The sequence below is a fragment of the Streptomyces sulfonofaciens genome (genome assembly GCF_014656295.1).
Lineage (GTDB): Bacteria > Actinomycetota > Actinomycetes > Streptomycetales > Streptomycetaceae > Streptomyces > Streptomyces sulfonofaciens.
The window spans coordinates 149,138-169,981 of record NZ_BNCD01000009.1; the positions used below are offsets into that span (position 1 = coordinate 149,138).

Annotated in this window: 17 protein-coding genes; 9 read left to right on the forward strand and 8 right to left on the reverse strand. The window is 75.1% G+C overall.

What is annotated here, in order from left to right; translation table 11 throughout:
* Positions 1–12 precede the first annotated feature (12 nt).
* The 6 genes from IE313_RS16740 to rsmI all read right to left on the reverse strand — a co-directional run bounded on the left by IE313_RS16740 (position 13) and on the right by rsmI (position 6,592).
* Positions 13–915 (reverse strand): 4-(cytidine 5'-diphospho)-2-C-methyl-D-erythritol kinase, encoded by a 903-nt coding sequence (locus IE313_RS16740; protein WP_189932896.1) that lies wholly within the window; start codon positions 913–915, stop codon positions 13–15.
* On the reverse strand, positions 912–1,829 hold the full coding sequence (rsmA, locus tag IE313_RS16745; protein ID WP_229924688.1) for a 16S rRNA (adenine(1518)-N(6)/adenine(1519)-N(6))-dimethyltransferase RsmA: 918 nt from the start codon (positions 1,827–1,829) through the stop codon (positions 912–914). Before rsmA ends, IE313_RS16740 begins: the two co-directional genes overlap by 4 nt.
* 397 nt (positions 1,830–2,226) lie before the next feature.
* On the reverse strand, positions 2,227–3,699 hold the full coding sequence (locus IE313_RS16750; RefSeq protein ID WP_189932900.1) for a resuscitation-promoting factor: 1,473 nt from the start codon (positions 3,697–3,699) through the stop codon (positions 2,227–2,229).
* Positions 3,700–3,838: 139 nt separating this feature from the next.
* Positions 3,839–4,786: a TatD family hydrolase gene (locus IE313_RS16755; protein ID WP_189932902.1), complete on the reverse strand. Its 948-nt coding sequence runs from the start codon at positions 4,784–4,786 to the stop codon at positions 3,839–3,841.
* Between the two features lie 250 nt (positions 4,787–5,036).
* Complete coding sequence (locus tag IE313_RS16760; RefSeq protein WP_189932904.1) at positions 5,037–5,504, reverse strand: hypothetical protein; 468 nt, start codon at positions 5,502–5,504, stop codon at positions 5,037–5,039.
* A gap of 215 nt (positions 5,505–5,719) precedes the next feature.
* Positions 5,720–6,592, reverse strand: coding sequence for a 16S rRNA (cytidine(1402)-2'-O)-methyltransferase (rsmI, locus tag IE313_RS16765; RefSeq protein WP_189933127.1), 873 nt, complete (start codon positions 6,590–6,592; stop codon positions 5,720–5,722).
* 167 nt (positions 6,593–6,759) lie between these two features.
* Here rsmI and IE313_RS16770 point away from each other — a divergent pair, with 167 nt between their 5' ends.
* Positions 6,760–8,562 carry a dolichyl-phosphate-mannose--protein mannosyltransferase gene (locus tag IE313_RS16770; RefSeq protein ID WP_189932906.1) on the forward strand — a complete coding sequence of 601 codons (1,803 nt, stop codon included), beginning with the start codon at positions 6,760–6,762 and terminating at the stop codon, positions 8,560–8,562.
* Positions 8,563–8,619: 57 nt separating this feature from the next.
* On the opposite strand, the gene IE313_RS16775 is transcribed toward IE313_RS16770, so the two are convergent.
* Positions 8,620–9,240: a dihydrofolate reductase family protein gene (locus IE313_RS16775; RefSeq protein WP_189932908.1), complete on the reverse strand. Its 621-nt coding sequence runs from the start codon at positions 9,238–9,240 to the stop codon at positions 8,620–8,622.
* A gap of 240 nt (positions 9,241–9,480) precedes the next feature.
* On the opposite strand from IE313_RS16775, the gene IE313_RS16780 reads away from it, so the two are divergent.
* On the forward strand, positions 9,481–11,112 hold the full coding sequence (locus tag IE313_RS16780) for a penicillin-binding transpeptidase domain-containing protein (protein ID WP_189932910.1): 1,632 nt from the start codon (positions 9,481–9,483) through the stop codon (positions 11,110–11,112).
* Between the two features lie 346 nt (positions 11,113–11,458).
* Here the strand turns inward: IE313_RS16780 and IE313_RS16785 are convergent, their stop codons facing one another.
* Positions 11,459–12,109 carry a class I SAM-dependent methyltransferase gene (locus IE313_RS16785; protein ID WP_189932912.1) on the reverse strand — a complete coding sequence of 217 codons (651 nt, stop codon included), beginning with the start codon at positions 12,107–12,109 and terminating at the stop codon, positions 11,459–11,461.
* 238 nt (positions 12,110–12,347) lie between these two features.
* On the opposite strand from IE313_RS16785, the gene IE313_RS16790 reads away from it, so the two are divergent.
* The 7 genes from IE313_RS16790 (at position 12,348) to IE313_RS16820 (ending at position 20,623) form a co-directional block, all read left to right on the forward strand.
* Positions 12,348–13,274, forward strand: coding sequence for an SDR family oxidoreductase (locus IE313_RS16790; RefSeq protein WP_189932914.1), 927 nt, complete (start codon positions 12,348–12,350; stop codon positions 13,272–13,274).
* A 780-nt stretch (positions 13,275–14,054) separates the two neighbouring features.
* Positions 14,055–14,687, forward strand: coding sequence for a TetR/AcrR family transcriptional regulator (locus IE313_RS16795; protein WP_229924690.1), 633 nt, complete (start codon positions 14,055–14,057; stop codon positions 14,685–14,687).
* A 198-nt stretch (positions 14,688–14,885) separates the two neighbouring features.
* The gene (locus IE313_RS16800) at positions 14,886–15,143 is read left to right on the forward strand and encodes a hypothetical protein (protein WP_189932917.1); all 258 of its coding nucleotides are present in this window, start codon (positions 14,886–14,888) and stop codon (positions 15,141–15,143) included.
* The gene (locus IE313_RS16805) at positions 15,140–15,991 is read left to right on the forward strand and encodes an EamA family transporter (RefSeq protein WP_189932919.1); all 852 of its coding nucleotides are present in this window, start codon (positions 15,140–15,142) and stop codon (positions 15,989–15,991) included. Before IE313_RS16800 ends, IE313_RS16805 begins: the two co-directional genes overlap by 4 nt.
* Positions 15,992–16,274: 283 nt before the next feature.
* Positions 16,275–16,640 (forward strand): SsgA family sporulation/cell division regulator, encoded by a 366-nt coding sequence (locus IE313_RS16810; protein ID WP_189932921.1) that lies wholly within the window; start codon positions 16,275–16,277, stop codon positions 16,638–16,640.
* 226 nt (positions 16,641–16,866) lie between these two features.
* On the forward strand, positions 16,867–20,334 hold the full coding sequence (locus tag IE313_RS16815; protein WP_189933131.1) for a S41 family peptidase: 3,468 nt from the start codon (positions 16,867–16,869) through the stop codon (positions 20,332–20,334).
* 22 nt (positions 20,335–20,356) lie between these two features.
* Positions 20,357–20,623: a hypothetical protein gene (locus IE313_RS16820; protein WP_189932923.1), complete on the forward strand. Its 267-nt coding sequence runs from the start codon at positions 20,357–20,359 to the stop codon at positions 20,621–20,623.
* Positions 20,624–20,844: the final 221 nt, after the last annotated feature.

Sequence of the window (20,844 nt, forward strand, 5' to 3'; positions counted from 1 at the left end):
CGGATGCCGGCGCTACCCGAGCACGGTCGCGCCCGGCGCCGGCGCCTGCGCCACGCGGGCCGCGCGGCAGGTGCCGGAGTCCAGCAGGGCGTCCGCGACGGTGCGGGCCGCGGTGGCGTCGGCGGTGAGGAAGGCCGTGGTCGGGCCGGAGCCGGAGACCAGGGCGGCGAGCGCACCGGCCTTGGTGCCGGTGGCCAGGGTGTCGGCGAGCGAGGGGTACAGCGAGAGCGCGGCGGGCTGGAGGTCGTTGCCGAGCGTGGCCGCGAGCGCCGTCGGGTCGCCGTCGCGCAGCGCCGTGAGCAGCGCCCCGGACGCCACCGGCGGCGGCACCGGCTCGTCGCGCCCGGCCGCCAGCCGGTCGAACTCCCGGTACACGGCGGGGGTGGAGAGTCCGCCGTCCGCCAGCGCGAACACCCAGTGGAAGGCGCCGCCCACCGGCAGCTCCCGCAGCCGCTCGCCCCGCCCGGTGCCCAGCGCGGCCCCGCCGACCAGGCTGAACGGCACGTCGCTGCCCAGCGCGGCGGCGAGTTCGAGGAGTTCGGCGCGGGTGGCCCCGGTTCCCCACAGGGCGTCGCACGCGAGGAGCGCCCCGGCCCCGTCCGCGCTGCCGCCCGCCATGCCGCCGGCCACCGGGATGTCCTTGGCGATGTGCAGGTGGACGTGCGGGACCCGCCCGGTCCGGTTCGCGAGGGCCAGCGCGGCGCGCGCCGCGAGGTTGCTGCGGTCCAGCGGCACCTGGTCGGCGCCGGGGCCCGAGCACGTCACCCGCAGCTCGTCGGCCGGCGCGACGGTGACCTCGTCGTACAGCCCGACCGCCAGGAACACGTTGGCCAGGTCGTGGAAGCCGTCGGGGCGCACGGCACCCACCGCGAGCTGGACGTTCACCTTGGCCGGAACCCTTACGGTCACTGTCACTGCGCACTCCGCCTCTTCGCGGGCCGGGCCGGGTCCCCGGCGGCCCTGTCCTTCCCGCCGCCCGCCGGCGGCCGGTGCTCCGCGATCCGCGCGAACTCCGCCACGGTCAGCGCCTCGCCGCGCGCCCGCACCGGCACCCCGGCCGCGACCAGTGCGCTCTCCGCGGCGGCCGGGGAACCGGCCCAGCCCGCGAGGGCGGCCCTGAGCGTCTTCCTGCGCTGCGCGAAGGCCGCGTCCACCACCGCGAAGACCTCGCGCTTCGAGGCCGTGGTGGCGATCGGCTCGGTCCTGCGCACCAGCGACACCAGGCCGCTGTCCACGTTGGGCGCGGGCCAGAAGACGTTCCTGCCGACCGCGCCGGCCCGCCTGACGTCCGCGTACCAGTTCGCCTTGACCGAGGGCACCCCGTAGACCTTCGAGCCCGGCGCGGCGGCGAGCCGGTCGGCGACCTCGGACTGCACCATCACCAGGGCGCGTTCGAGGCTCGGGAAGGTGTCGAGCATATGGAGCAGGACGGGTACGGCGACGTTGTACGGGAGGTTGGCGACCAGGGCGGTCGGCGGCGGTCCGGGCAGGTCGCCCACGTGCAGGGCGTCGGCGTGCACCAGCGCGAAGCGCGCCGCGCGCTCCGGCAGCCGGTCGGCGACGGTGCCGGGCAGGGCTGCGGCGAGGGTGTCGTCGATCTCGACGGCGGTGACGTGGGCGCCGGTTTCCAGCAGGGCGAGGGTGAGGGAGCCCAGGCCCGGGCCGACCTCCACGGCCACGTCGTCGGGGCGCACGTCCGCGGTGCGGACGATACGGCGGACGGTGTTCGCGTCGATCACGAAGTTCTGGCCGCGCTGTTTGGTGGGGCGTATGCCGTGCGCGGCGGCGAGCTCCCGGATCTCGGCGGGACCAAGTAGGGCGTCGTACACAACGCCCACCCTATGGTCTTCGCGCACCCGTCTCGTCCCCGCACGCCCCGCTCCCGTCCCGCGGCCCCGTGCCGGGAGGCGCGCGCCGGAGCCTCGGGGCATCCGGAGCACCCCGGGGACCCGTCCCCGGGCACGCCGCCCGCGGCCCGCACGATCGCGCGCACACGGCAGCCGGCACACGGCACACGCCGCGCCCCGCACACGGCTTACGCCGCGCCCCGCACACGGCTTACGCCGCGCCCCGCGGACCTCGCCACGCTGCACACCGACACCCGCGGCACCGCGCACCGCAGCACCATGCACCGCGCACCGTGCACCGCGCACCGTGCACCGTGCACCGCGCACCGCCCACCGCGCACCGCACCGCTGGAGCGGGCCGGAGCGTGCGCCCGTGCCGTCACCCCTTGAGACGGCCCCCGCACACCGGCCAGGGGCTGGCGCCCCGCCGGGTGTAGAGCAGCTTGGCCATGCGCGTCTGCTCCGCCCTGCTCGCGTTCTGCGGCAGCCCGCGCCCGCCCAGGCTCCGCCAGGTGGCCGCGTCGAACTGGTACAGCCCCCCGTAGGTCCCGGACGGATCCACCGCGTCGGCCCGTCCCCCGGACTCGCACCGCGCCAGCGCGTCCCAGTCGAGCCCGTGCACGCCCGACCCGCCGCCCGTGCCACCCCCGTGACCGCCCCCGCCGAGCCCCGCGCCGGGCGCGGCCGCGCCCGGACCCCGATCCCGGGCCCCCACCCGCACCCACGCGTCCCGCGGCCGGAGCACCACTTCCTCGCCGACCCGCCGCGGCCGCTGGGCCACCCCGTCCACGGTCCGCGTCGCGTACGTCACCCGCCGCTCGCCGTCCCGCCCCGCCCGCTGCACCACCTGCGTGCCGAGCGGCAGCGAGGCGTCCACGACCCGCCGCACCCCGTGCGGAATGGATTCCGCCCGCACCTGGCGCCCCACCTCGATCCGTGTGACGGTCACCGTCTGACCGTCCCGCGGAAAGCTCGCGACCGCGGCGGACAGCCGGTCGCGCCCGTGCAGCCGCACCCCTGCCTCCCGCAGCGCGGCCCCCACGGTCGCCGCGTTGGTGCGCAGCGCCCGCGTCCGCCCGTCCGCCGCGACCCGCAGCGTGCGCTGGGTGCGGACGTCGAACGCCAGCCCGGCCCGGCCGATCCGCCGCGACCGGGAGACGGACACGTACGCGCCCTCGGGGCGTACCCCGAGGGCGCGCAGTGCACCGTCGACCGTGGGCTCGGTCGTCCACACCCGGCGGCTCGCGCCGTCCACGGTGAGCCGCAGGGGGCGCCCGTGCCGGACGGCCACCTCGTCGCCGCCGGCCAGCGCGGTGTGCGGGGAGGGCGCGACGATGTCGTGGGCGCCGACGGCGATCTCCTGCTCGGCCAGGAGCCCGGCCACGTCGTCGGCGAACGTATGCAGTATGCGCGGCGCCCCGTCGACGCTGAGCCTGATCTCCTTGTCGTCGGCGACGAACGCGGACGTGCCGCCCGCGAGACAGGCGACGACCAGGGCCTGCGGCAGCAGCCGCCGCAGCGGCTCGCGCCGCCGCCCGCCGTGCCTGCGGACGGCGCCCGTACCCGTGTCGACCGGGCCGAAGCCGTCCGCCGCGCCGTGTGCGCCCGTGGGCGTACCGCGCCGCCTGGCGCGCGCCGGGGCCCCGCAGGCCGCCCGCGCCGCGCTCAGGGCCCCACGCGCCCCGCGCACCTCGCGGACAGCGCGCACGGCGTACAGCGGCTGCCCGTGGGCGTCGCGGGGCCGCCCCCGCAGCCGCAGGGACGAGGCGTCGTCCCGGGGGCCGCCCGGGACGTGGTGCGAAGGACCGGCGTTGCTGCCGGCCGGTCCGTTGTGACGGCTGTCTGTGCTCATGCCAACGCTCCAGGGAGAGTCCGGTCAGGGCGGGACCGAACCTAATGAGCGTTGGCCGCTCTCCCAAGCAAGCCGATCACTCCGTGTCGCGGTGGACTCCACCGATCGGCCGTCACGGAAAGTTTCGTACCGTAATCATTCAGTAACCGAAAACGCGGGCCGTATTGGCGAAGACCGCCGCCGCCAAGGTCTCCTCGGTGACGCCCTTGACCGCGGCCATGGCCCGTACCGTGACCGGAATGAGATATGGAGCGTTGGGCCGTCCGCGGTACGGCACCGGGGTCAGGAACGGCGCGTCGGTCTCGACGAGGACCAGTTCGAGGGGGGCGACGGCGAGCGCGTCGCGCAGCGGCCCGGCGTTCTTGAAGGTGACGTTCCCGGCGAACGACATGTAGTAGCCGTGTGCGGCGCAGACCTCGGCCATGGCGGCGTCGCCGGAGTAGCAGTGGAAGACGGTGCGCTCGGGCGCGCCCTCCTCCGCCAGGATGCGCAGGACGTCGGCGTGCGCGTCGCGGTCGTGGATGACGAGGGCCTTGCCGTGCCGTTTGGCCATCTCGATGTGGGCGCGGAAGGACCGCTCCTGTGCGGCCCGGCCCTCCTCGCCGGTGCGGAAGTGGTCGAGTCCGGTCTCGCCGACCGCCTTGACCTGGTCGAGGCCGGCGAGCCGGTCGATCTCGGCCAGCGCCTCGTCGAGCGCCGCCGGGCCACCCGCCGCCCGGCGCCTTTGCGGCGACCGGTCGCCGGGGTCTCCGTGCACGATCCGGGGGGCCTCGTTCGGATGGAGGGCGACGGCTGCGTGCACGCTCTCGTGGCCGGCCGCGATCTCGGCCGCCCAGCGTGAGCCCGGCACGTCGCAGCCGACCTGGACCACGGTCGTCACCCCGACCGAGGCCGCCTTCGCCAGTGCCTCCTCGACGGTGCCCGACTGCATGTCGAGGTGGGTGTGCGAGTCGGCGGCCGGGACCGGCAGGGGCTCGGGCAGCGGGGGCGCCGGGTCGGCCGCCCGCCCGGCCGCGGGCGGTGCCGCTGCTGCGGGTCGTGCTGCGGGCTCGTCCTGGGGTGTCGCGGCGGCTTCGTTCGCGGGCATGCTCCCGATCCTACGAAGCGGCCGGCGACGGCCGTCCGCCGCGTCCCGGTGCACACCCGTCCGGCCGGTGCCCCGGGCGTCGGCCCGCTCTCGGCGCGCCGGTGGCGCCCCGAGTACGTCCGGTGCTGCCCTCGCATCCGGTCCTGCCCTCGCATCCGGTCCTGCCCTCGCGTCCGGTCCTGCCGGCAGTGCCCGCGGTGGCGCCCCCAGTGTGTTCGGTGGCGCCCTCGGCTCGTCCCCGGTCGCGCCCTCAGTGCGTCCGGCGCTGGACGTGCAGCAGCCTCAGCAGGTGGGACATGTGCCACGGCTGGCGGCCCGCCCGCTCCACCGGTGCGGCCCGGGTACCGGTGGAAAGGGCCGCCGCGTCCGTCGAGCCGGTCCGCCACGGTCCGCTCCGGCGCGCGCCGGTGCCGCTCGCGCCCTGGGCCGGCACCCGCTCGTACCGCATCGAGTCCAGCACCGCGGACACCCGTCCGGGGCGCATGATCCTGACCACGTGGCCGTCGCAGTGGTCACAGGTCGGCTGGCTGAGCGGCGAGGGCACCCTGCGCCCCTCCGCCGTGTAGACGACGAACTCCTTGCCCTGGGCATCCACGTGGTGCTCTATCTCGTACGACTGCTCCCAGCCGTGCCCGCAGCGCAGGCAGGCGAACGAGTACGACTCGTGCACGACGGGAGTGCCGGTGGTGCGGTGGCCGGTCCCTGCGGTCTCACTCATGCCAGCTCCTCGATGTCCGCTGGACGAGCACTTCCGGGGTGCCGGAGGGTCCGCACTCTGCCGGCCCGCGGAAGTGGGGGACGGAAACGTCCTCCACTCCAGTGGACGCTCCTTGCGGCGTGGGCGCACCAGGCATGTCGACTATTGAAAGGGATTTGGCAATTCCGCTAAGAATCCCCCCGAATATGCCTGATACACGACGAATGCTTTGCTTTTCACGATAGTCCTTTACCGTGCGCCGGGGTGTTCCGGGCGGCGTTCTTCGCGGCCACCACGGCGTCGAACACCTCGCGCTTGGGCAGGCCCGCATCGGCCGCCACCGCGGCGATGGCCTCCTTGCGCCGCTCGCCCGCCTCCTCGCGCACCCGCACCCTGCGCACCAGCTCGGCGGCGTCGGGTGCGGCCCCCTCCCCGGCACCGGCCGCGCCCGCCACGACCACCGTGATCTCGCCCCGCACGCCTTCGGCCGCCCAGTCCGCGAGCTCGGCCAGCGTGCCCCGCCTGACCTCCTCGTAGGTCTTGGTCAGCTCCCGGCACACCGCCGCGCGACGCCCGCCGCCGAACGCCTCGGCCATCGCGGCGAGCGTGGCATCGAGCCGGCGCGGTGACTCGAAGTAGACCTGGGTGCGCTTCTCCCGTGCCGCCTCGGCGAGCCGGGAGCGGCGCTCGCCGGGCTTGCGGGGCAGGAAGCCCTCGAAGCAGAAACGGTCGACGGGCAGCCCGGAGAGCGCGAGCGCGGTGAGCACGGCCGACGGGCCGGGCACCGCGGTGACCCGGATGCCGCGCTCCACGGCGGCCGCCACCAGGCGGTAGCCCGGGTCGGAGACCGACGGCATGCCCGCGTCGGTGACCAGCAGCACCCGCGCACCGTCCGCGAGCGCGGCCACCAGCTCAGGGGTGCGCGCCGCCTCGTTGCCCTCGAAGTACGACACGACACGCCCGGCGGGCCGGACCTCCAGCGCCTGGCAGAGCCTGCGCAGCCTGCGGGTGTCCTCGGCGGCGACCACGTCGGCGCCGGCCAGCTCGGCGGCGAGCCGCGGCGGCGCGTCGGCGACCTCGCCGATCGGGGTGCCGGCCAGCACCAGCAGCCCGCCCGGCGCCCGGTCGTCCGCGCCGTCCGCGCCGTCCTGTCCGGGCTCCGGGGCCCGGTGGTGCTCCGCCTGCGCCGTGCCGGACGCGGTTCCATTCGTCACGGATCCATCCTCGCAGGGGCGGGCAGCGGGATTCGCACAGGCGGGTTCCCTACGATGGCGCGGTGACCAGTACGGCATCTTCCCCGGGTCCTGCGGGTCCTGCGGGTCCTTCGGGTCCCACGGACTCCCCGAACGCCCCGGGCCCCACGGACGACCGGCAGGACACGGCTCCCGGCCGGCGGCCCCCGCCCTGGCAGCAGCACCTGCGCGGGTACGGGTACGTGGCGCGCCCGGCGACGGGGGTCGGGGAGCGGCTGGTGCCGCCCTACACGGAGCCGGGACCGCGGCTGCGGTCGGTGCTGGGCGCGGCCGGGGGCGGGGTGGGCCTGCCGGGGCGCTGGGCGGGCTGGCTGGGGCCGCTGCTGGTGACACTCGTCGCGGGCGTGATGCGCTTCTGGGACCTGGGCAGCCCCAGGGCGGTGATATTCGACGAGACGTACTACGCCAAGGACGCCTGGGCCCTGGTCCACCGCGGCTACGAGGTCAACTGGCCCAAGGACGCCAACGACCTGGTCCTCCAGCACGGCGGCCACGTCCTGCTGCCCACCGACGCCGCGTACGTGGTGCACCCGCCCGTCGGCAAGTACGTGATCGGCATCGGCGAGCTGCTGTTCGGCTTCGACCCGTTCGGCTGGCGCTTCATGACGGCACTGCTCGGCACGCTCTCGGTGCTGCTGCTCTGCCGCATCGGGCGCCGGCTCTTCCGTTCCACGTTCCTAGGCTGCGTGGCGGGCGCGCTGCTCACCGTGGACGGGCTGCACTTCGTGATGAGCCGCACCGCGCTGCTCGACGAGGTGCTGATGTTCTTCGTGCTGGCCGCCTTCGGCTGCCTGCTCATCGACCGGGACCGGTCGCGCGCCCGGCTGGCCGCGGCGCTGCCCACCGGCCGGGACGGCACGCCGCGCCCCGACCCCGCGGTCGCCGGTGCGCTGCGGCTGGGCCTGCGGCCGTGGCGCCTCGCGGCCGGCGTCTGCCTCGGGCTGGCCTTCGGCACCAAGTGGAACGGCCTGTACATCCTGGCCGCCTTCGCGCTGATGTCGGTCCTGTGGGACGTGGGCGCCCGGCGGGTGGCGGGTGCCGAGCGGCCGTACGCGGCGGCGCTCAGGTACGACGCCGTGTGGGCCTTCCTGTCGACGGTGCCGGTGGCGGTGGGCGTGTACCTGCTGTCCTGGCTGGGCTGGATCCTCTCGCCCGCGGACGGCACCGGCGGTTACTTCCGCAGTTGGGCGGCGACGGACGGCAGGGGCGGCGACTGGACGTTCCTGCCGGACTGGCTGCGCAGCCTGTGGCACTACGAGTACCAGGTGTACCTGTTCCACGTCGGCCTCGACTCCCCGCACACCTACCAGTCGAACCCGTGGAGCTGGCTGGTACTCGGCCGCCCGGTCTCCTACTTCTACGAGTCACCCGCTCCCGGCACCGGCGGCTGCCCGGTCGACGCGGGCGGCAAGTGCGCACGGGAGGTGCTGGCGCTCGGCACCCCGCTGCTGTGGTGGGCGGCGTGCCTGGCGCTGCTGTACGTGCTGTGGCGCTGGCTGCTGCGCCGCGACTGGCGGGCGGGCGCCATCCTGTGCGGCGTCGCCGCGGGCTACCTGCCGTGGTTCATGTACCAGCAGCGGACGATCTTCTTCTTCTACGCGGTCGTCTTCGTGCCGTTCCTGTGCCTGGCGGTGACCATGATGATCGGCGCACTGCTCGGCCCACCCGGCGCCGGCGACCGGCGCCGGGTGGTGGGCGCGGCGGGCGCGGGCGTCCTGGTGCTGCTGATCTTCTGGAACTTCATCTACTTCTGGCCGATCTACACCGGCCAGGCGATCTCGCTGGACGCGTGGCGGGCTCGGATGTGGCTGGATACGTGGATCTAGTGGATCCGGTGTATCTAGTGGATCCGGTGGGGCGGGCGGGGCGGGCGGGGACAGCCCTCAGCGCCGGGCCGGGCCGAAGGAGCCGTGGCTCGGGGTGCCGGCCGGCCGGTAGGTGGCGACGACGGTGCCCGAGCCGGTGACCGTGGTGCCGGTCAGCCGCAGCGCGGCCGGCGCGGCCCCGTCGAACAGCCGCAGACCCGTGCCCAGGACGACCGGGTAGGTCAGCAGGCGCACCTCGTCGACGAGGCCGTGGGCCAGCAGCGTGCGCGCGAGGCGACCGCTGCCGTGCACCTGGAGCTCGTCGCCCGGCTCCGCCTTCAGCCGGGCGACCTCCTCCGGGACGTCTGACCCGATCAGCGTCGAGTTCTGCCAGGAGAGCGTGTCGCGCGTCGTGGACACGACGTACTTCGGCAGCGTGTTGAGCCGGTGGGCGATCGGGTCAGCGTCCCGGTCGGGGACGTGCGGCCAGTACGCGGCGAAGATGTCGTACGTCCTGCGCCCGAGCAGGAAGGCGTCGGCGTGCGCGAACCACTCGCGGATCAGCTCGAAGGTGTCCTCGTCGACGTGCGGGACCTGCCAGCCGCCGTGCTCGAACCCGCCGCGCCGGTCCTCGTCGGGCATCCCGGGGGCCTGCATGACCCCGTCGAGCGTCAGGAACGTGGTGAGGGTGAGGCGCATGGCGTGCTCCTTGCCGTGATCATGGCCGGCGGGCGCGGCCGGCCGTCCTCACCGGTGGACCGGCGCGAGCCCGAGAACTCATCGCCGGCCGGGTGGCCGAGGCGTACGGGTGTGCCCGTCGATCTCCTTTTGGCCACCATCCGGGGGACAGGGGCCGTTTGTCACAGGCTGCGCTTACAGTGCTGTCGGTCACGTCCCCGGGCCGTTCGGGGGCGGTGGGACGGGGATGGGGGGCGCGGGATGCGCAGGGGGGTCCTGGCCAGTGTGTTCGTGGCGTTCGCGCTCGTGGCCGGCGGTGTCGGATACGCGGGGTACAACATGTGGAGCGGTCTGAGCGGCGGTGACACGGTCACCACCGCGAGCGGCCGGTCCGCACCGGCGCGGACCGGGCCGCCGGACGCCCGCGAGGTCCGCGACACGACGCGCGGGTTCTTCGCCGCCTGGGAGAAGGGCGACGCCCCGGGTGCCGCGTCCTACACGAACAACGCCGCGGCCGCCGAGCAGGCGCTGACCGGCTACCGCGACGACGCGCACATCACACGGGTCAGCGTCACCCCGGCGCCGCCCACCGGCGCCACCGTCCCGTACTCGGTCAGGGCCACCGTCTCCTACCGCGGCAGGAGCAAGCCGCTGGCCTACGACACCGAGCTGACCGTCGTGCGCGGCGCCACCACCGGGCGCGCCCTCGTCGACTGGACGCCCGCCGTACTGCACCCGGAGCTGAAGGACGGCGACACCCTGGTCACCGGCGAGTCCGGGACACCGCCCATCGAGGCCGTGGACCGCACCGGCGCCGTGCTGACCGGCAAGGAGTACCCGTCACTCGGGCCGATCCTGGACGAGCTGCGGCAGAAGTACGGCAAGCAGGCCGGCGGGAAGCCCGGCATCGAACTGGCCGTACGGCACCAGGGCGGGTCGGCGCCGGACACCGTGCTCGCGACGCTCGCCAAGGGCCGGGCAGGGCGGTTGCAGACCACGCTGAGCGCCACCGCGCAGGCCGCCGCGGAGCGGGCCGTCGCGCAGTACCGGGAATCGTCGGTGGTGGCCGTCGCGCCGAGCACCGGCGAAGTGCTCGCCGTCGCCAACCACCGGGACGACTCGTTCAACGCGGCGTTCCAGGGCGAGCTGGCGCCCGGCTCCACCATGAAGATCATCACCGCGGCGACGCTCATCGACAACGGCATCACCACGGCCGCCGGGCCCGCCCCGTGCCCCGACACCGCGACCTGGCAGAGCCAGACCTTCCACAACCTCACGGGCCTGACGCCCGACGAGGGCGCCACCCTCGCGTCGAGCTTCGCGCGCTCGTGCAACACGGCCTTCATCAAGTACGCCGACGAGGTGCAGGTCGACTCGCTCACCAAGGAGGCGCAGGACCGCTTCGGCCTCGGGCGGGACAACTGGAAGACGGGCATCGCCTCCTTCGACGGCAGCGTGCCCGCGTCCGGCGGGCCGGACACCGCGGCGAACATGATCGGCCAGGGGCAGGTGCAGATGGATCCGCTGAACATGGCCTCGGTCACCGCGACCGCGATGACCGGCGTCTTCCGGCAGCCGGTGATCGTGCCCCAGCGGCTGGACGGGCGGGCGCTCGCCACCGCCCGGGGGCTGCCCGCGGGCACCGTGTCCCAGCTCCGCCAGATGATGCACCGCACGGCCGTGAGCGGCACCGCGGCCGCGGTGATGGCGGGTCTCGGCGGCGACATCGGTGCGAAGACCGGTTCCGCCGAGGTCGATGCGCAGGCGAAGTCCAACAGTTGGTTCACCGGCTACCGCAATGACGTCGCGGTGGCGGCGATGACGCAGGAGGGCGGGCACGGCGGCGACGCGGCGGGTCCGATCGTGGCGGCGGTACTGCGCGCCGCGGGCTGAGGCCGCGGCTCTCCGGCCCCGCGCGGATCCGAGCCCGGCCCCGGCTGCGGGGCCGGATCCGACCTCGGCTGCGGGGCCGGATCCGGCCTCGGCCCCGGCTGAGGCCGCGGCTGCGCGGGGCGCCGGATCCACGAGGTCGCGAGGCCGCAGGTGCGGCTTCGCGGGCCCGCGCGGCCTCTGATCCGCGTTCCGCATCGAGTGGCGAACCGTGGGGAGCGGGGCCGCGGGCGGGCCCTGCCCACGCCACCGGGCCCTCGGCGCACCCCCGCACCCCCGCACCCCGCCCGTTCCTTGGTCCGCGGCCGCACACCGGTGTGACTGCCGGCTCCAGCGCACCGTCCCGGCGTCAGGCGTTCAGGCGGCGGAGTACGTCGAAGCCGATGAACGAGAACATGCGCGCCCCCTCCTCCAGCGGGGCCGGGACCCCCGTGAAGCGGTGGACGCCCACGCCGAAGCCCGCATCCGGTTCGGACACGAACTCCGGTTCGTGTCCGTGCGCACGGAACCACGCGCAGATCCGCGGCACCAGGTCGGGCGCCCGCCGGTGCCGGGTCCAGATGGTCCGGCCGCCGGGTGCGCACAGTTGGGTCGTGTACCCGATCGTCCGCTCGACGTCGGCGTCGCTGATGTTGCCGAACAGCCCGCACAGCAGCACGAGATCCGCGGGCACCAGACCGCGGTAGTGGTCCGTGCGGGCGGCATCGCCCGTGACCACCTCCACACGGTCGAGCCCCGCCGCCCGGGCCGACTCCGCCGCCACGGCGGCGTTGCGGGCGTCCAGCTCCACCAGCCGCGCCGTAACGTCCGGGCCCCGCGGATGCTCCGCGAGCACCCCGACGAGGTCCCGCCCCTGCCCCGCACAGATGCTGACCGCCCGCAGCGGACCCTTTGGAGCGGCGTCGAGGGCCAGCCTGATCCGCTCCTGGACCACGCGAAGCCTGCGGGTCATCGGCGAGGCCGGGTCGTCGTACTTGCCGTGCCAGCTCTCCCAGTCCATGACCCGGCACGCTATGGCCCCCGCACACAGCGCGGCCAGCACTTTTCCGCCGAATCGGGGGCCTGCCCGCCGCCCCCCTCCAGGGCCACCACCGACCGGTTTGCGACACCGCCCCCGGCCGCCCCCCGGGGCCACCACCGACCGGCCTCCGCCGCGGGTGTGGACGCCACCCCTACCCCGTGATTATATGTACGTGCCGTTCATTTCTTTTCGCCCGCCACGGGAAAGGACCCCTCCCATGCCCACTTCCGCCGCCCATTCCACGGCCGCCCCCACCCCCGCCGTCGTCGTGATCACGGGTGCCTCCAGTGGCTTCGGAGCGCTCACCGCCCGCGCCCTCGCCGACGCGGGTCACACCGTCTACGCCGGTATGCGCGAGAGCACGGGCCGCAACGCGCCCCGGGTGCGGGAAGCGGCCGACTACGCGCAGGAGCACGGCGTCGACCTGCGCTCGATCGAACTCGACGTGAATGCGCAGGACTCCGTCGACGCCGCGGTGGCACGGATACAGGCCGAGCACGGCCGTATCGACGTGCTGATCCACAACGCCGGCCACATGGTGGTCGGCCCGGCCGAGGCATTCACCCCGGAGCAGCTCGCCGAGCTGTACGACGTCAACGTCCTGTCCACGCAGCGCGTCAACCGCGCCGTACTGCCCGGCATGCGCCACCGCGGCCGGGGGCTGGTCGTCTGGGTCTCCAGTTCGAGCGTCAAGGGCGGCACCCCGCCCTACCTCGCCCCGTACTTCGCCGCCAAGGCCGGCATGGACTCGCTCGCGGTGAGCTACGCCGGCGAGCTGGCCCGCTGGGGCGTGGAGACCTCGATCGTGGTCCCCGGCTCCTTCACCAGCGGCACGAACCACTTCACCCACGCCGGCCACCCCGCCGACAGCGCCGTCGAGGCCGAGTACGAGACCCGTTACGCCGGCCTCATGGACCAGGTGGGAGAGAAACTCGCGGCCCTCGCCCCCGCGGACGCCCATGCCTCCCAGGTCTCCGACGAGATCGCCCGCATCGTCGGCCTGCCTGCCGGGGAACGCCCCTACCGGGTCCACATCGACCCGGCCGACGATGGATCGGAGGAGGTCAGCGAGGTGGCCGACCGCATCCGCCGGGAGTTCCTCACCCGTGTCGACCTCCCCGACCTCCTCACCGTCCGGAAGTAGCCGTCCCGCGGGGAGAGGGTCCCGGTCCTCGTCCCGCCTCCCTTCCCACCGGCCCGTCGACGAGGCGATCACCATGCCCCCGCACTCCTCGCACCGGGCACGACGGCCGGGCGCGCCCTGCCGCACCGCGCGCCCTGCCCGCACCGGGCGCGCTCGTCGCGTTCGGCACCGACCGCCATGCGCCGCCCGCCGCGCTGCGCGCCGGGGTGGCGGCCTTCCTCGCGCCGGCCGGCACGGCCTGTCCGCGCACGCGGCCTTCGGCGCCTTCGCGGCACCGTACGGACGCGGGCTGCGCAGTGGCGACCGGCCGGATGCCGTACGAGGCCGGCGCCACCCTGGCCCTCCCTCCTGGCCATCACCCCGTGGTCACCGCCACCCTGGTAATCGCCACCCTGGCCGGCGGGCTCGTGGCGCCCTCCCCCGCCCGCGGCTGGGTCGAGGTGCCGGTCACGGCGGCCTGGTCCTGTGCCGTGCCCGCCTGCTCCAGGCCGGCGCCGAGCTGTTCGTCACCCGCACCTACGGTGCCGCCGTCGTCTTCGTGACGCCGCTCGCCGTGGCCATGACGTGGCCGCCGGCCGGACCCGACGCATCCGCGGCGGCCGACCGCCTCGTCGGAACCGGTGTCGACCTCGCCACCGCCGCGCTCCTCATCGTGCCGCTCGTGCTGCCCACCCGCCGGCCGACGCCCGCACCGCCCCGTGACGGCGTCGTCCGCCGGCGTCCGGGGCCCGACCGTGCCCGGCATAGACTGAGCGGATCACCAGCGACCCCGGAGGGAACGTGGCGAAGGAGTCGGAAGGCGCCGCCGTCAGGGAACGCAGTGGCCGCGGGCGCGGGCGCCGGCCCATGGACGAGGTCCGCGCGGACGTCCTGCGCACCGTGGGGGAACTGCTCCTCGCCGAGGGCACCGCCGACCTGACCTTCGAGCGGGTGGCAAGGCTGTCGGGCGTCAGCAAGACCACGCTGTACAAGTGGTGGCCGTCCAAGGGCGCGCTGGCCCTGGACGGCCACTTCCACGCCGTCCAGGAGACGCTCGCCTTTCCCGACACCGGCGACATCCGCGCGGACCTGCTGGAGCAACTGCGCGCCTTCGCCCACGTGATGACGCGGACGCCGGGCGGCAGGGTGCTTGCCGAGCTGATCGGCCAGGCTCAGACCGACGCGGAGCTGGCCAGCGCCTACCGGGAGCTGTACTCCTCACAGCGGCGCCGGCTGGCGGTGGAACGGCTCGGCAGGGCCCGGGAGTCGGGACAGATCCGGGCCGACGTGAACCTCCAGGTCCTCGTCGACCAGCTATGGGGCGCCGTGTACCACCGGCTGCTCATTCCGGACGAGCCCGTCACCGACGACTTCCTCGTGGCACTGGTCGACAACCTGCTGATCGGGATCGGCCCCCACTCCGGGCACGACTGACCGCCGCACGGCGAGGCCCCCGCTCGCACGGAGGCGGCGGACACAGCCGGGGCGCACGCAGGCAGCGGACATCGCCGAGGCGCACGAGGGCGGCGGACATCACCGGTGCGCACGCAGGCGGCGGACGTCATCCGGCCGCACGGGGCGGCGGGAAACGCCCCGTCGCACGGGAGTACGGACGGCGCTAGCGTGCCGGGCATGACGAGTCCAGCCGCGTCGCCGTCGGCCGACGGCACGGAGCCCCCCGCCCCCCGTCCCCGCTTCCTCGGCGCCCTCGCCACCCCAGGCACCCCTGTCACCCACGCCGCCTCCGGGGCCCTCGGCGCCCTCTCCGCCCTCTCCGCCCTCTCCGCCCTCGGCAAGCCGCGCCTCGCCGGACCACGCCTCACCCGACCACGCCTCACCCGACCGGCGACGCCCGGTCCGGGCCTCGGCGACGTCCCGCCGTCCGCGTGACGCCGCTGGTCGCGGCCGCGGTCCTGTGCGCGGCCGTCACCCACGCCGGCTGGAACGCCATCGCCCACGCGATCAGGGACCAGCTCGTCGCGTTCACGCTGATCGGCGGCGGTGCGGCCGTGCTCGGCGCGCTGGTGGCCTGCTTCGCGCCGCTGCCCGCCTCCGCCGCCTGGCCGTACCTGGTGGTGTCCGCGCTGCTGCACACCGGCTACCAGACGCTGCTGATGCGGTCGTTCACGCTCGGCGACTTCGGGCAGATGTACCCGATCGCGCGCGGCACCGCGCCGCTGGTGGTGACGGTGCTCGCGGCCGGCCTCGTGGGCGAGACGCTGGACGGGACGCAGACGGCAGGGGTCCTGGTGTGCTCCGCCGGACTCGTCGGTGTGGCCCTGTGGGGCTTCAGGGGCGCGGGCGGTGCACCGCGCGGGCCCGCGCTGACCGCGGCGTTGGCCACCGGTCTGGCCATCGCCGGGTACACCGTCGTGGACGGCGTGGGCGTGCGCGCCTCGGGCACCCCGCTCGGCTACATCGCCTGGTTGATGATCCTGGAGGGCCTCCCGATCCCGGCGTACGCGGTGTGGGCGCGGGGCGGCCGGCTGTTCGCGGCGCTGCGCCCCTACGCGGCGCGCGGGCTGCTCGGCGCGGCCATGTCCATGACGGCGTACGGCCTGGTGCTGTGGGCCCAGACGCGTGCGGCCCTGGCACCGGTCGCCGCGCTGCGCGAGTCCTCGATCATCGTCGGCGCGGCCATCGGCACGGTCTTCTTCAAGGAGCGTTTCGGGCTGCCCAGGATCGCCGCGGCGGGGCTGATGGTGGCCGGGATCGGACTGATGCTGCACACGGGCTGACCCGGCCGCCCCGGCCGCCCGGCCTGGAGACCCCGCCCGCGACACCGCGCCCTCGGCACCCATCCGCTGCAACCGTCCACGGTCCCGGCCCCACGGCACCCGTCCGCGGCCCCGGCCCGCGCCCCAGAGCCTGGCTCCCGACGGGAGCCAGGCGCCCGGGACGGGCCTGACCCGCCGCCGGCGTGGCACACCTCACCATTCCCGGCGGATTTCCGTGATTCGCGAACCAAAATATATGGAACATTAACGGACAAGAGCCCCCCATGAGCGTGAGGAGCGGTCGATGTCCGTCGCCGTCGAACAGCACGCAGAGGTCCGCGTCGTCACGGACAGCGCGGAGGAGGAACGCTGGGCAGTGCCCGTGGACCTGCGCTACGACCCCGACGCCGCCCCGCGCAGCGTGCGCATCAGCCTGCCGGAGTCCCCCGGTGCCCCGCCGCAGCACTGGACCATCACCCGTGAGCTCCTGGAGCGCGGCCTGCGCGGGCCGGTGAGCAGCGGCGACGTCCGGGTCTGGCCGAGCGGGCGGGTCCGCGCGGTGGTGGAGCTGCACTCGGCCCAGCACGTGGCGGTGGTGCAGTTCGACTCCGCGGCGCTCACCCGTTTCCTGCGCCGTACGTACGCGGCCACCTCGCCCGTCCCCCACTGAGCGGTCGCCCACCGCGGCCGGCCGCGCGCCGCCGCCACGAGTTGCCGCCTCCCGCGCGCCGGAAAAGCATGGTGGGGTGAGTGACGCGCGCGAGAGAGCACCGGCCGGTGAGCGTGAGCCCGGCTCCGCCCACCCGCACCAGGACGCCCCCGGGCCCCGGCGGGCCGGTACACCCGGGCCCGCGGCCGCCCCCGGCCCGAAACCGGACTCCGCGACCGCCCCCGGCCTGGGACCGGACTCCGCGGCGGAGCCGGACGCCCCCGGCTACCTCCGCTTCCCCCACCTGCACGGCGACCGCCTCTGCTTCACCACCGAGGACGACCTCTGGCTGGCGCCGCTCACGGACGAGGGCACCGCGACGGGCCGTGCCTGGCGGCTCACCGTGGACCGGACCAGAATCGGCCACCCGCGCTTCTCGCCCGACGGACGCCGGATCGCGTTCACGAGCTGGCGCAGCATCGACCCGGAGATCCACCTGGTGCCGGTCGACGGCGGGCCCGCGCGGCGGCTGACGTACTGGGGCAGCACCGACACCAGGGTCTGCGGCTGGACCCCGCCCGGCCCCGACGGTGCGCCCTGCATCCTCGCCGTCGCCTCGCACGGCCAGCCCTTCTCCCACTTCACCTGGGCCTACAAGGTGCCCATGACCGGTGCGCCCGGCGGCCGGCTGCCGTGGGGCCCGGTGGCCGACATCGCGGTGGCCGACGTCGCGGGCGAGCACCTCACCCTGCTGCTCACCGGCAGGGCGCCGCACGAGCCGGCGGCGTGGAAGCGCTACCGCGGCGGCGGCATGGGCCGCCTGTGGCTGGGCGGCGGGCGGCTGCTGGAGGACCTGGAGGGGCACCTTGACTGCCCGATGTTCGTGGCCGGGCGCATCGCCTTCCTCTCCGACCACGAGGGCATCGGCAACCTCTACTCCTGCCTGCCGGACGGTTCCGACCTGCGCCGCCACACCGACCACGACGACTTCTACGCCCGGCACGCGTCGAGCGACGGCAGGCGGGTCGTCTACCAGTGCGGGGGCGAGCTGTGGATGGTCGCGGACCTCGCCCCCGACGCAGTGCCGCGCCGGCTGGACGTGCGCCTCGGCGGCGCGCGCGCCGGCCGCCGCCCCTACCAGATCCCGACCGCCCAGCACCTGAACGGACTTGCCGTGGACTTCAGCGGCCGGGCCAGTGCCGTCGTGGTGCGCGGCAGCCTGCACTGGCTGACGCACCGCGACGGCCCGGCCAGGGCCGTCGCGGACACCCCGGGCGTGCGGGTGCGGCTGCCGGCGATGCTGGGCGCCGGCGGGCGGGTCGCCTACGTGACGGACGCGGCCGGCGAGGACTCCGTCGAGATCGGGTACCTGCCGCGCGCCACCGGCACCCCGCCGCCGCACCGGTTCGCGACCGGGCGGCTCGGGCGGGTGCTGGAGATGGTTCCCGACCCGGAGGGCAGGCGCCTCGCCGTCGCCTCCCACGACGGGCGGCTGCTGATCGTGGACGTACCCGAGGACCCGGACGCCGCGGCGCCCGGGGGGAGCACGTCCGGCACGGGACCGCTGGGCGGTGGTGCGGGGGCCGGGCGGGGCACCCCCGGTCCCGCGGCGCCGGGCGACACCGTCGTGAGCGAGCTGGTGCGGTCCCGCAACGGCCCGGTGCGCGACCTCGCGTTCTCCCCCGACGGCGCATGGCTGACCTGGTCGCACCCCGGCATCGGCCGCTCGCTGCGGCAGATCAAGCTGGCCCGCATCGAGGACACCGTGGCGGGCGAACCGGGCGAGGGGCACACCGCCAGGACCGTGGTGGACGTCACCGACGGCCGCTTCGAGGACGAGAGCCCGGTCTTCACCCGCGACGGCCGCTACCTGGCGTTCCTGTCCTGGCGCGGCTTCGACCCCGTCTACGACGTGCACACCGGTGACCTGTCCTTCCCGATCGGCTGCCGCCCGTACCTCGTACCGCTCTCCTCGGCCATCCCCTCGCCCTTCGCACTGCTGCCCGACGGCCGGCCCGCAGCCGGCCCCCACGACCCGCTGGGCGTCGACCCGGCCGACGCCCGGTCGAGGGCCGCCGCGGCCGGCGGGGCCGCCATGGTCGAGGTGGAGGGCCTGGAGAGCCGGGTGACGCCGTTCCCCGTGGCGGCCTCCAAGTACTCGGCGCTCAGGCCCGTGGCGGGCGGCGGCCTGGTGTGGCTGCGCTGGCCGATCTCCGGCGCGCTCGGCGAGACGTTCGTCAACCCGGCCGACACCTCGGGCCGGCCCACGCTGGAGTACTTCGACATCGCACGCTGCCGCAGGGCGGAGCTCGTGCTGCACCTGGACTCGTTCGGCGTCAGCGGCGACGGTTCGCGTCTTGTGGTGGCCGACCAGGGCGAACTGCGCGCCATGCCGTCGACGGGGCCCGGCGACATGGACACCACCGTCTGGATCGACCTGCGCCGCGTCCTCCAGGAGGTGGACCCGGCCGCCGAGTGGCGCGGCGCCTTCGAGGAGGCGGGCCGCCTCATCCGGGACTACTTCTGGGAACCGCACATGGCCGGCATCGACTGGCCGGGCACCCTCGCCCAGTACCGGCCGCTGGTCGACCGGGTCGCCTCCCCCGACGAGTTCACCGACCTGCTCCGCGAGGTGCTGGGCGAGCTGGGCACCTCGCACGCGTACGTCCTGCCGGCCCGCCGCAACGAGGGCCCCGCGCACTACCAGCGGCTGATCGGCCTGCTCGGCGCCAACCTGGTGCCCCGCGAGGACGGCTGGACGGTCAAGCGCATCCTGCCGGGCGACTCCTCGGACTCCAAGGCCCGCTCACCGCTTGCCGGTACGGGCATCCGCGAAGGCGCCGTGCTCACGCACGTCGACGGCCGCCCGGTCGACCCGGTCGCCGGGCCGTACCCGCTGCTGGCGGCCGCCGGCGGCACCACCGTCGAGCTGACCTTCACGCCCGCGGAGGGCGCGGCGGGCGGCCGGGGCCCGCGCCGGGTCGCGGTGGTGCCGCTCATCGACGAGCGTCCGCTGCGCTACCAGGACTGGGTGGCCAGGCGCCGTGCGGTGGTGCGGGAACTCAGCGGCGGCAAGTGCGGCTACCTGCACATCCCGGACATGGGCGGCTCGGGCTGGGCGCAGTTCAACCGCGACCTGCGCCGGGAGGTGTCGCGGCCCGCGCTGATCGTGGACGTACGGGGCAACGCAGGCGGCAACATCAGCGAGCTCGTCGTCGAGAAGCTCACCCGCAGCATCCTCGGTTGGGACCTCACCCGGGGCGCCCAGCCCGTCTCCTACGCCAAGGACGCCCCGCGCGGCCCGATCGTGGCGCTCGCCGACGAGTCCACCGCCTCCGACGGCGACATGATCATCGCGGCCATCAAGCTGCTGGGGCTCGGCCCGGTGGTGGGCCGGCGCACCTGGGGCGGGGTGGTCGGGATCACCGGCCGGCACCGGCTCGGCGACGGCACGGTGATCACGGTGCCGATGAACGCGGCGTGGTTCGACGCCTACGGGTGGTCCGTCGAGAACCGCGGCGTCCCGCCCGACATCCCGGCCCTGCGCACCCCGCTGGACTGGGCCGAGGGCCGCTACGTCCAGCTCGCCGACGCGGTGCGCGTCGCCCTCGGCCTGCTCGCCGAGCACCCGCCGTCCGCACCGCCCGACCACACCCACGTGCCGGCCAGAATCCGCCCGAAACTGCCCCGCAGGCAGCGGCCGGAAGCCGTCTGACCTTCCCACCCCCGGAGGACCCATGGCCACCGACGAGCCCAGGAACAAGGGCAAGGGCAAGTCCGAAGAGTCCCAGCAGTCCCAGCAGTCCCAGCAGCCCGAGCAGTCCGAGCAGCCCGAGCAGTCCGAGCGGGACGAGGAGGAGCGGCGCAGGCGCGCCGAGGATGCCGCCGCGGACGAGGTGGAGCGCCGCGCCAGGGAGCGCGACCGCCGGATGCACATCTCGGAGGACGAGCCCCGCTCGGCCCAGGAGGAAGCGGACCGTTACGAGCAGGACTACGACATCTAGCGGTCCGCGGCGCGCGGGGCAGGGCCCAGCACGGGGCGCGATGCGCAGCCCAGGACGGCCCACGGCACACGGCACACGGCACACGGCACACGGCACACGGCACACGGCACAAAGCTCACAGGGGATCCGAGCCGCATGGGGCGCGGGGAAGTGCGCGAGGAAGTGCGCGAGCGGCCGCGCCGAGGCGCGGGTTCCGCCACCGGCCCGCGGGGGCCGGCTCC

Bases quoted from the DNA above. Each gene is read 5' to 3' on its own strand.
- IE313_RS16800 (WP_189932917.1), top strand. From the start codon at position 14,886: ATGACGAGTCCAGCCGCGTCGCCGTCGGCCGACGGCACGGAGCCCCCC.
- IE313_RS16775 (WP_189932908.1), bottom strand. From the start codon at position 9,240: ATGCGCCTCACCCTCACCACGTTCCTGACGCTCGACGGGGTCATGCAG.
- IE313_RS16780 (WP_189932910.1), top strand. From the start codon at position 9,481: ATGCGCAGGGGGGTCCTGGCCAGTGTGTTCGTGGCGTTCGCGCTCGTG.
- IE313_RS16785 (WP_189932912.1), bottom strand. From the start codon at position 12,109: ATGGACTGGGAGAGCTGGCACGGCAAGTACGACGACCCGGCCTCGCCG.
- IE313_RS16755 (WP_189932902.1), bottom strand. From the start codon at position 4,786: ATGCCCGCGAACGAAGCCGCCGCGACACCCCAGGACGAGCCCGCAGCA.
- IE313_RS16810 (WP_189932921.1), top strand. From the start codon at position 16,275: ATGTCCGTCGCCGTCGAACAGCACGCAGAGGTCCGCGTCGTCACGGAC.
- IE313_RS16760 (WP_189932904.1), bottom strand. From the start codon at position 5,504: ATGAGTGAGACCGCAGGGACCGGCCACCGCACCACCGGCACTCCCGTC.
- IE313_RS16750 (WP_189932900.1), bottom strand. From the start codon at position 3,699: ATGAGCACAGACAGCCGTCACAACGGACCGGCCGGCAGCAACGCCGGT.
- IE313_RS16820 (WP_189932923.1), top strand. From the start codon at position 20,357: ATGGCCACCGACGAGCCCAGGAACAAGGGCAAGGGCAAGTCCGAAGAG.
- IE313_RS16790 (WP_189932914.1), top strand. From the start codon at position 12,348: ATGCCCACTTCCGCCGCCCATTCCACGGCCGCCCCCACCCCCGCCGTC.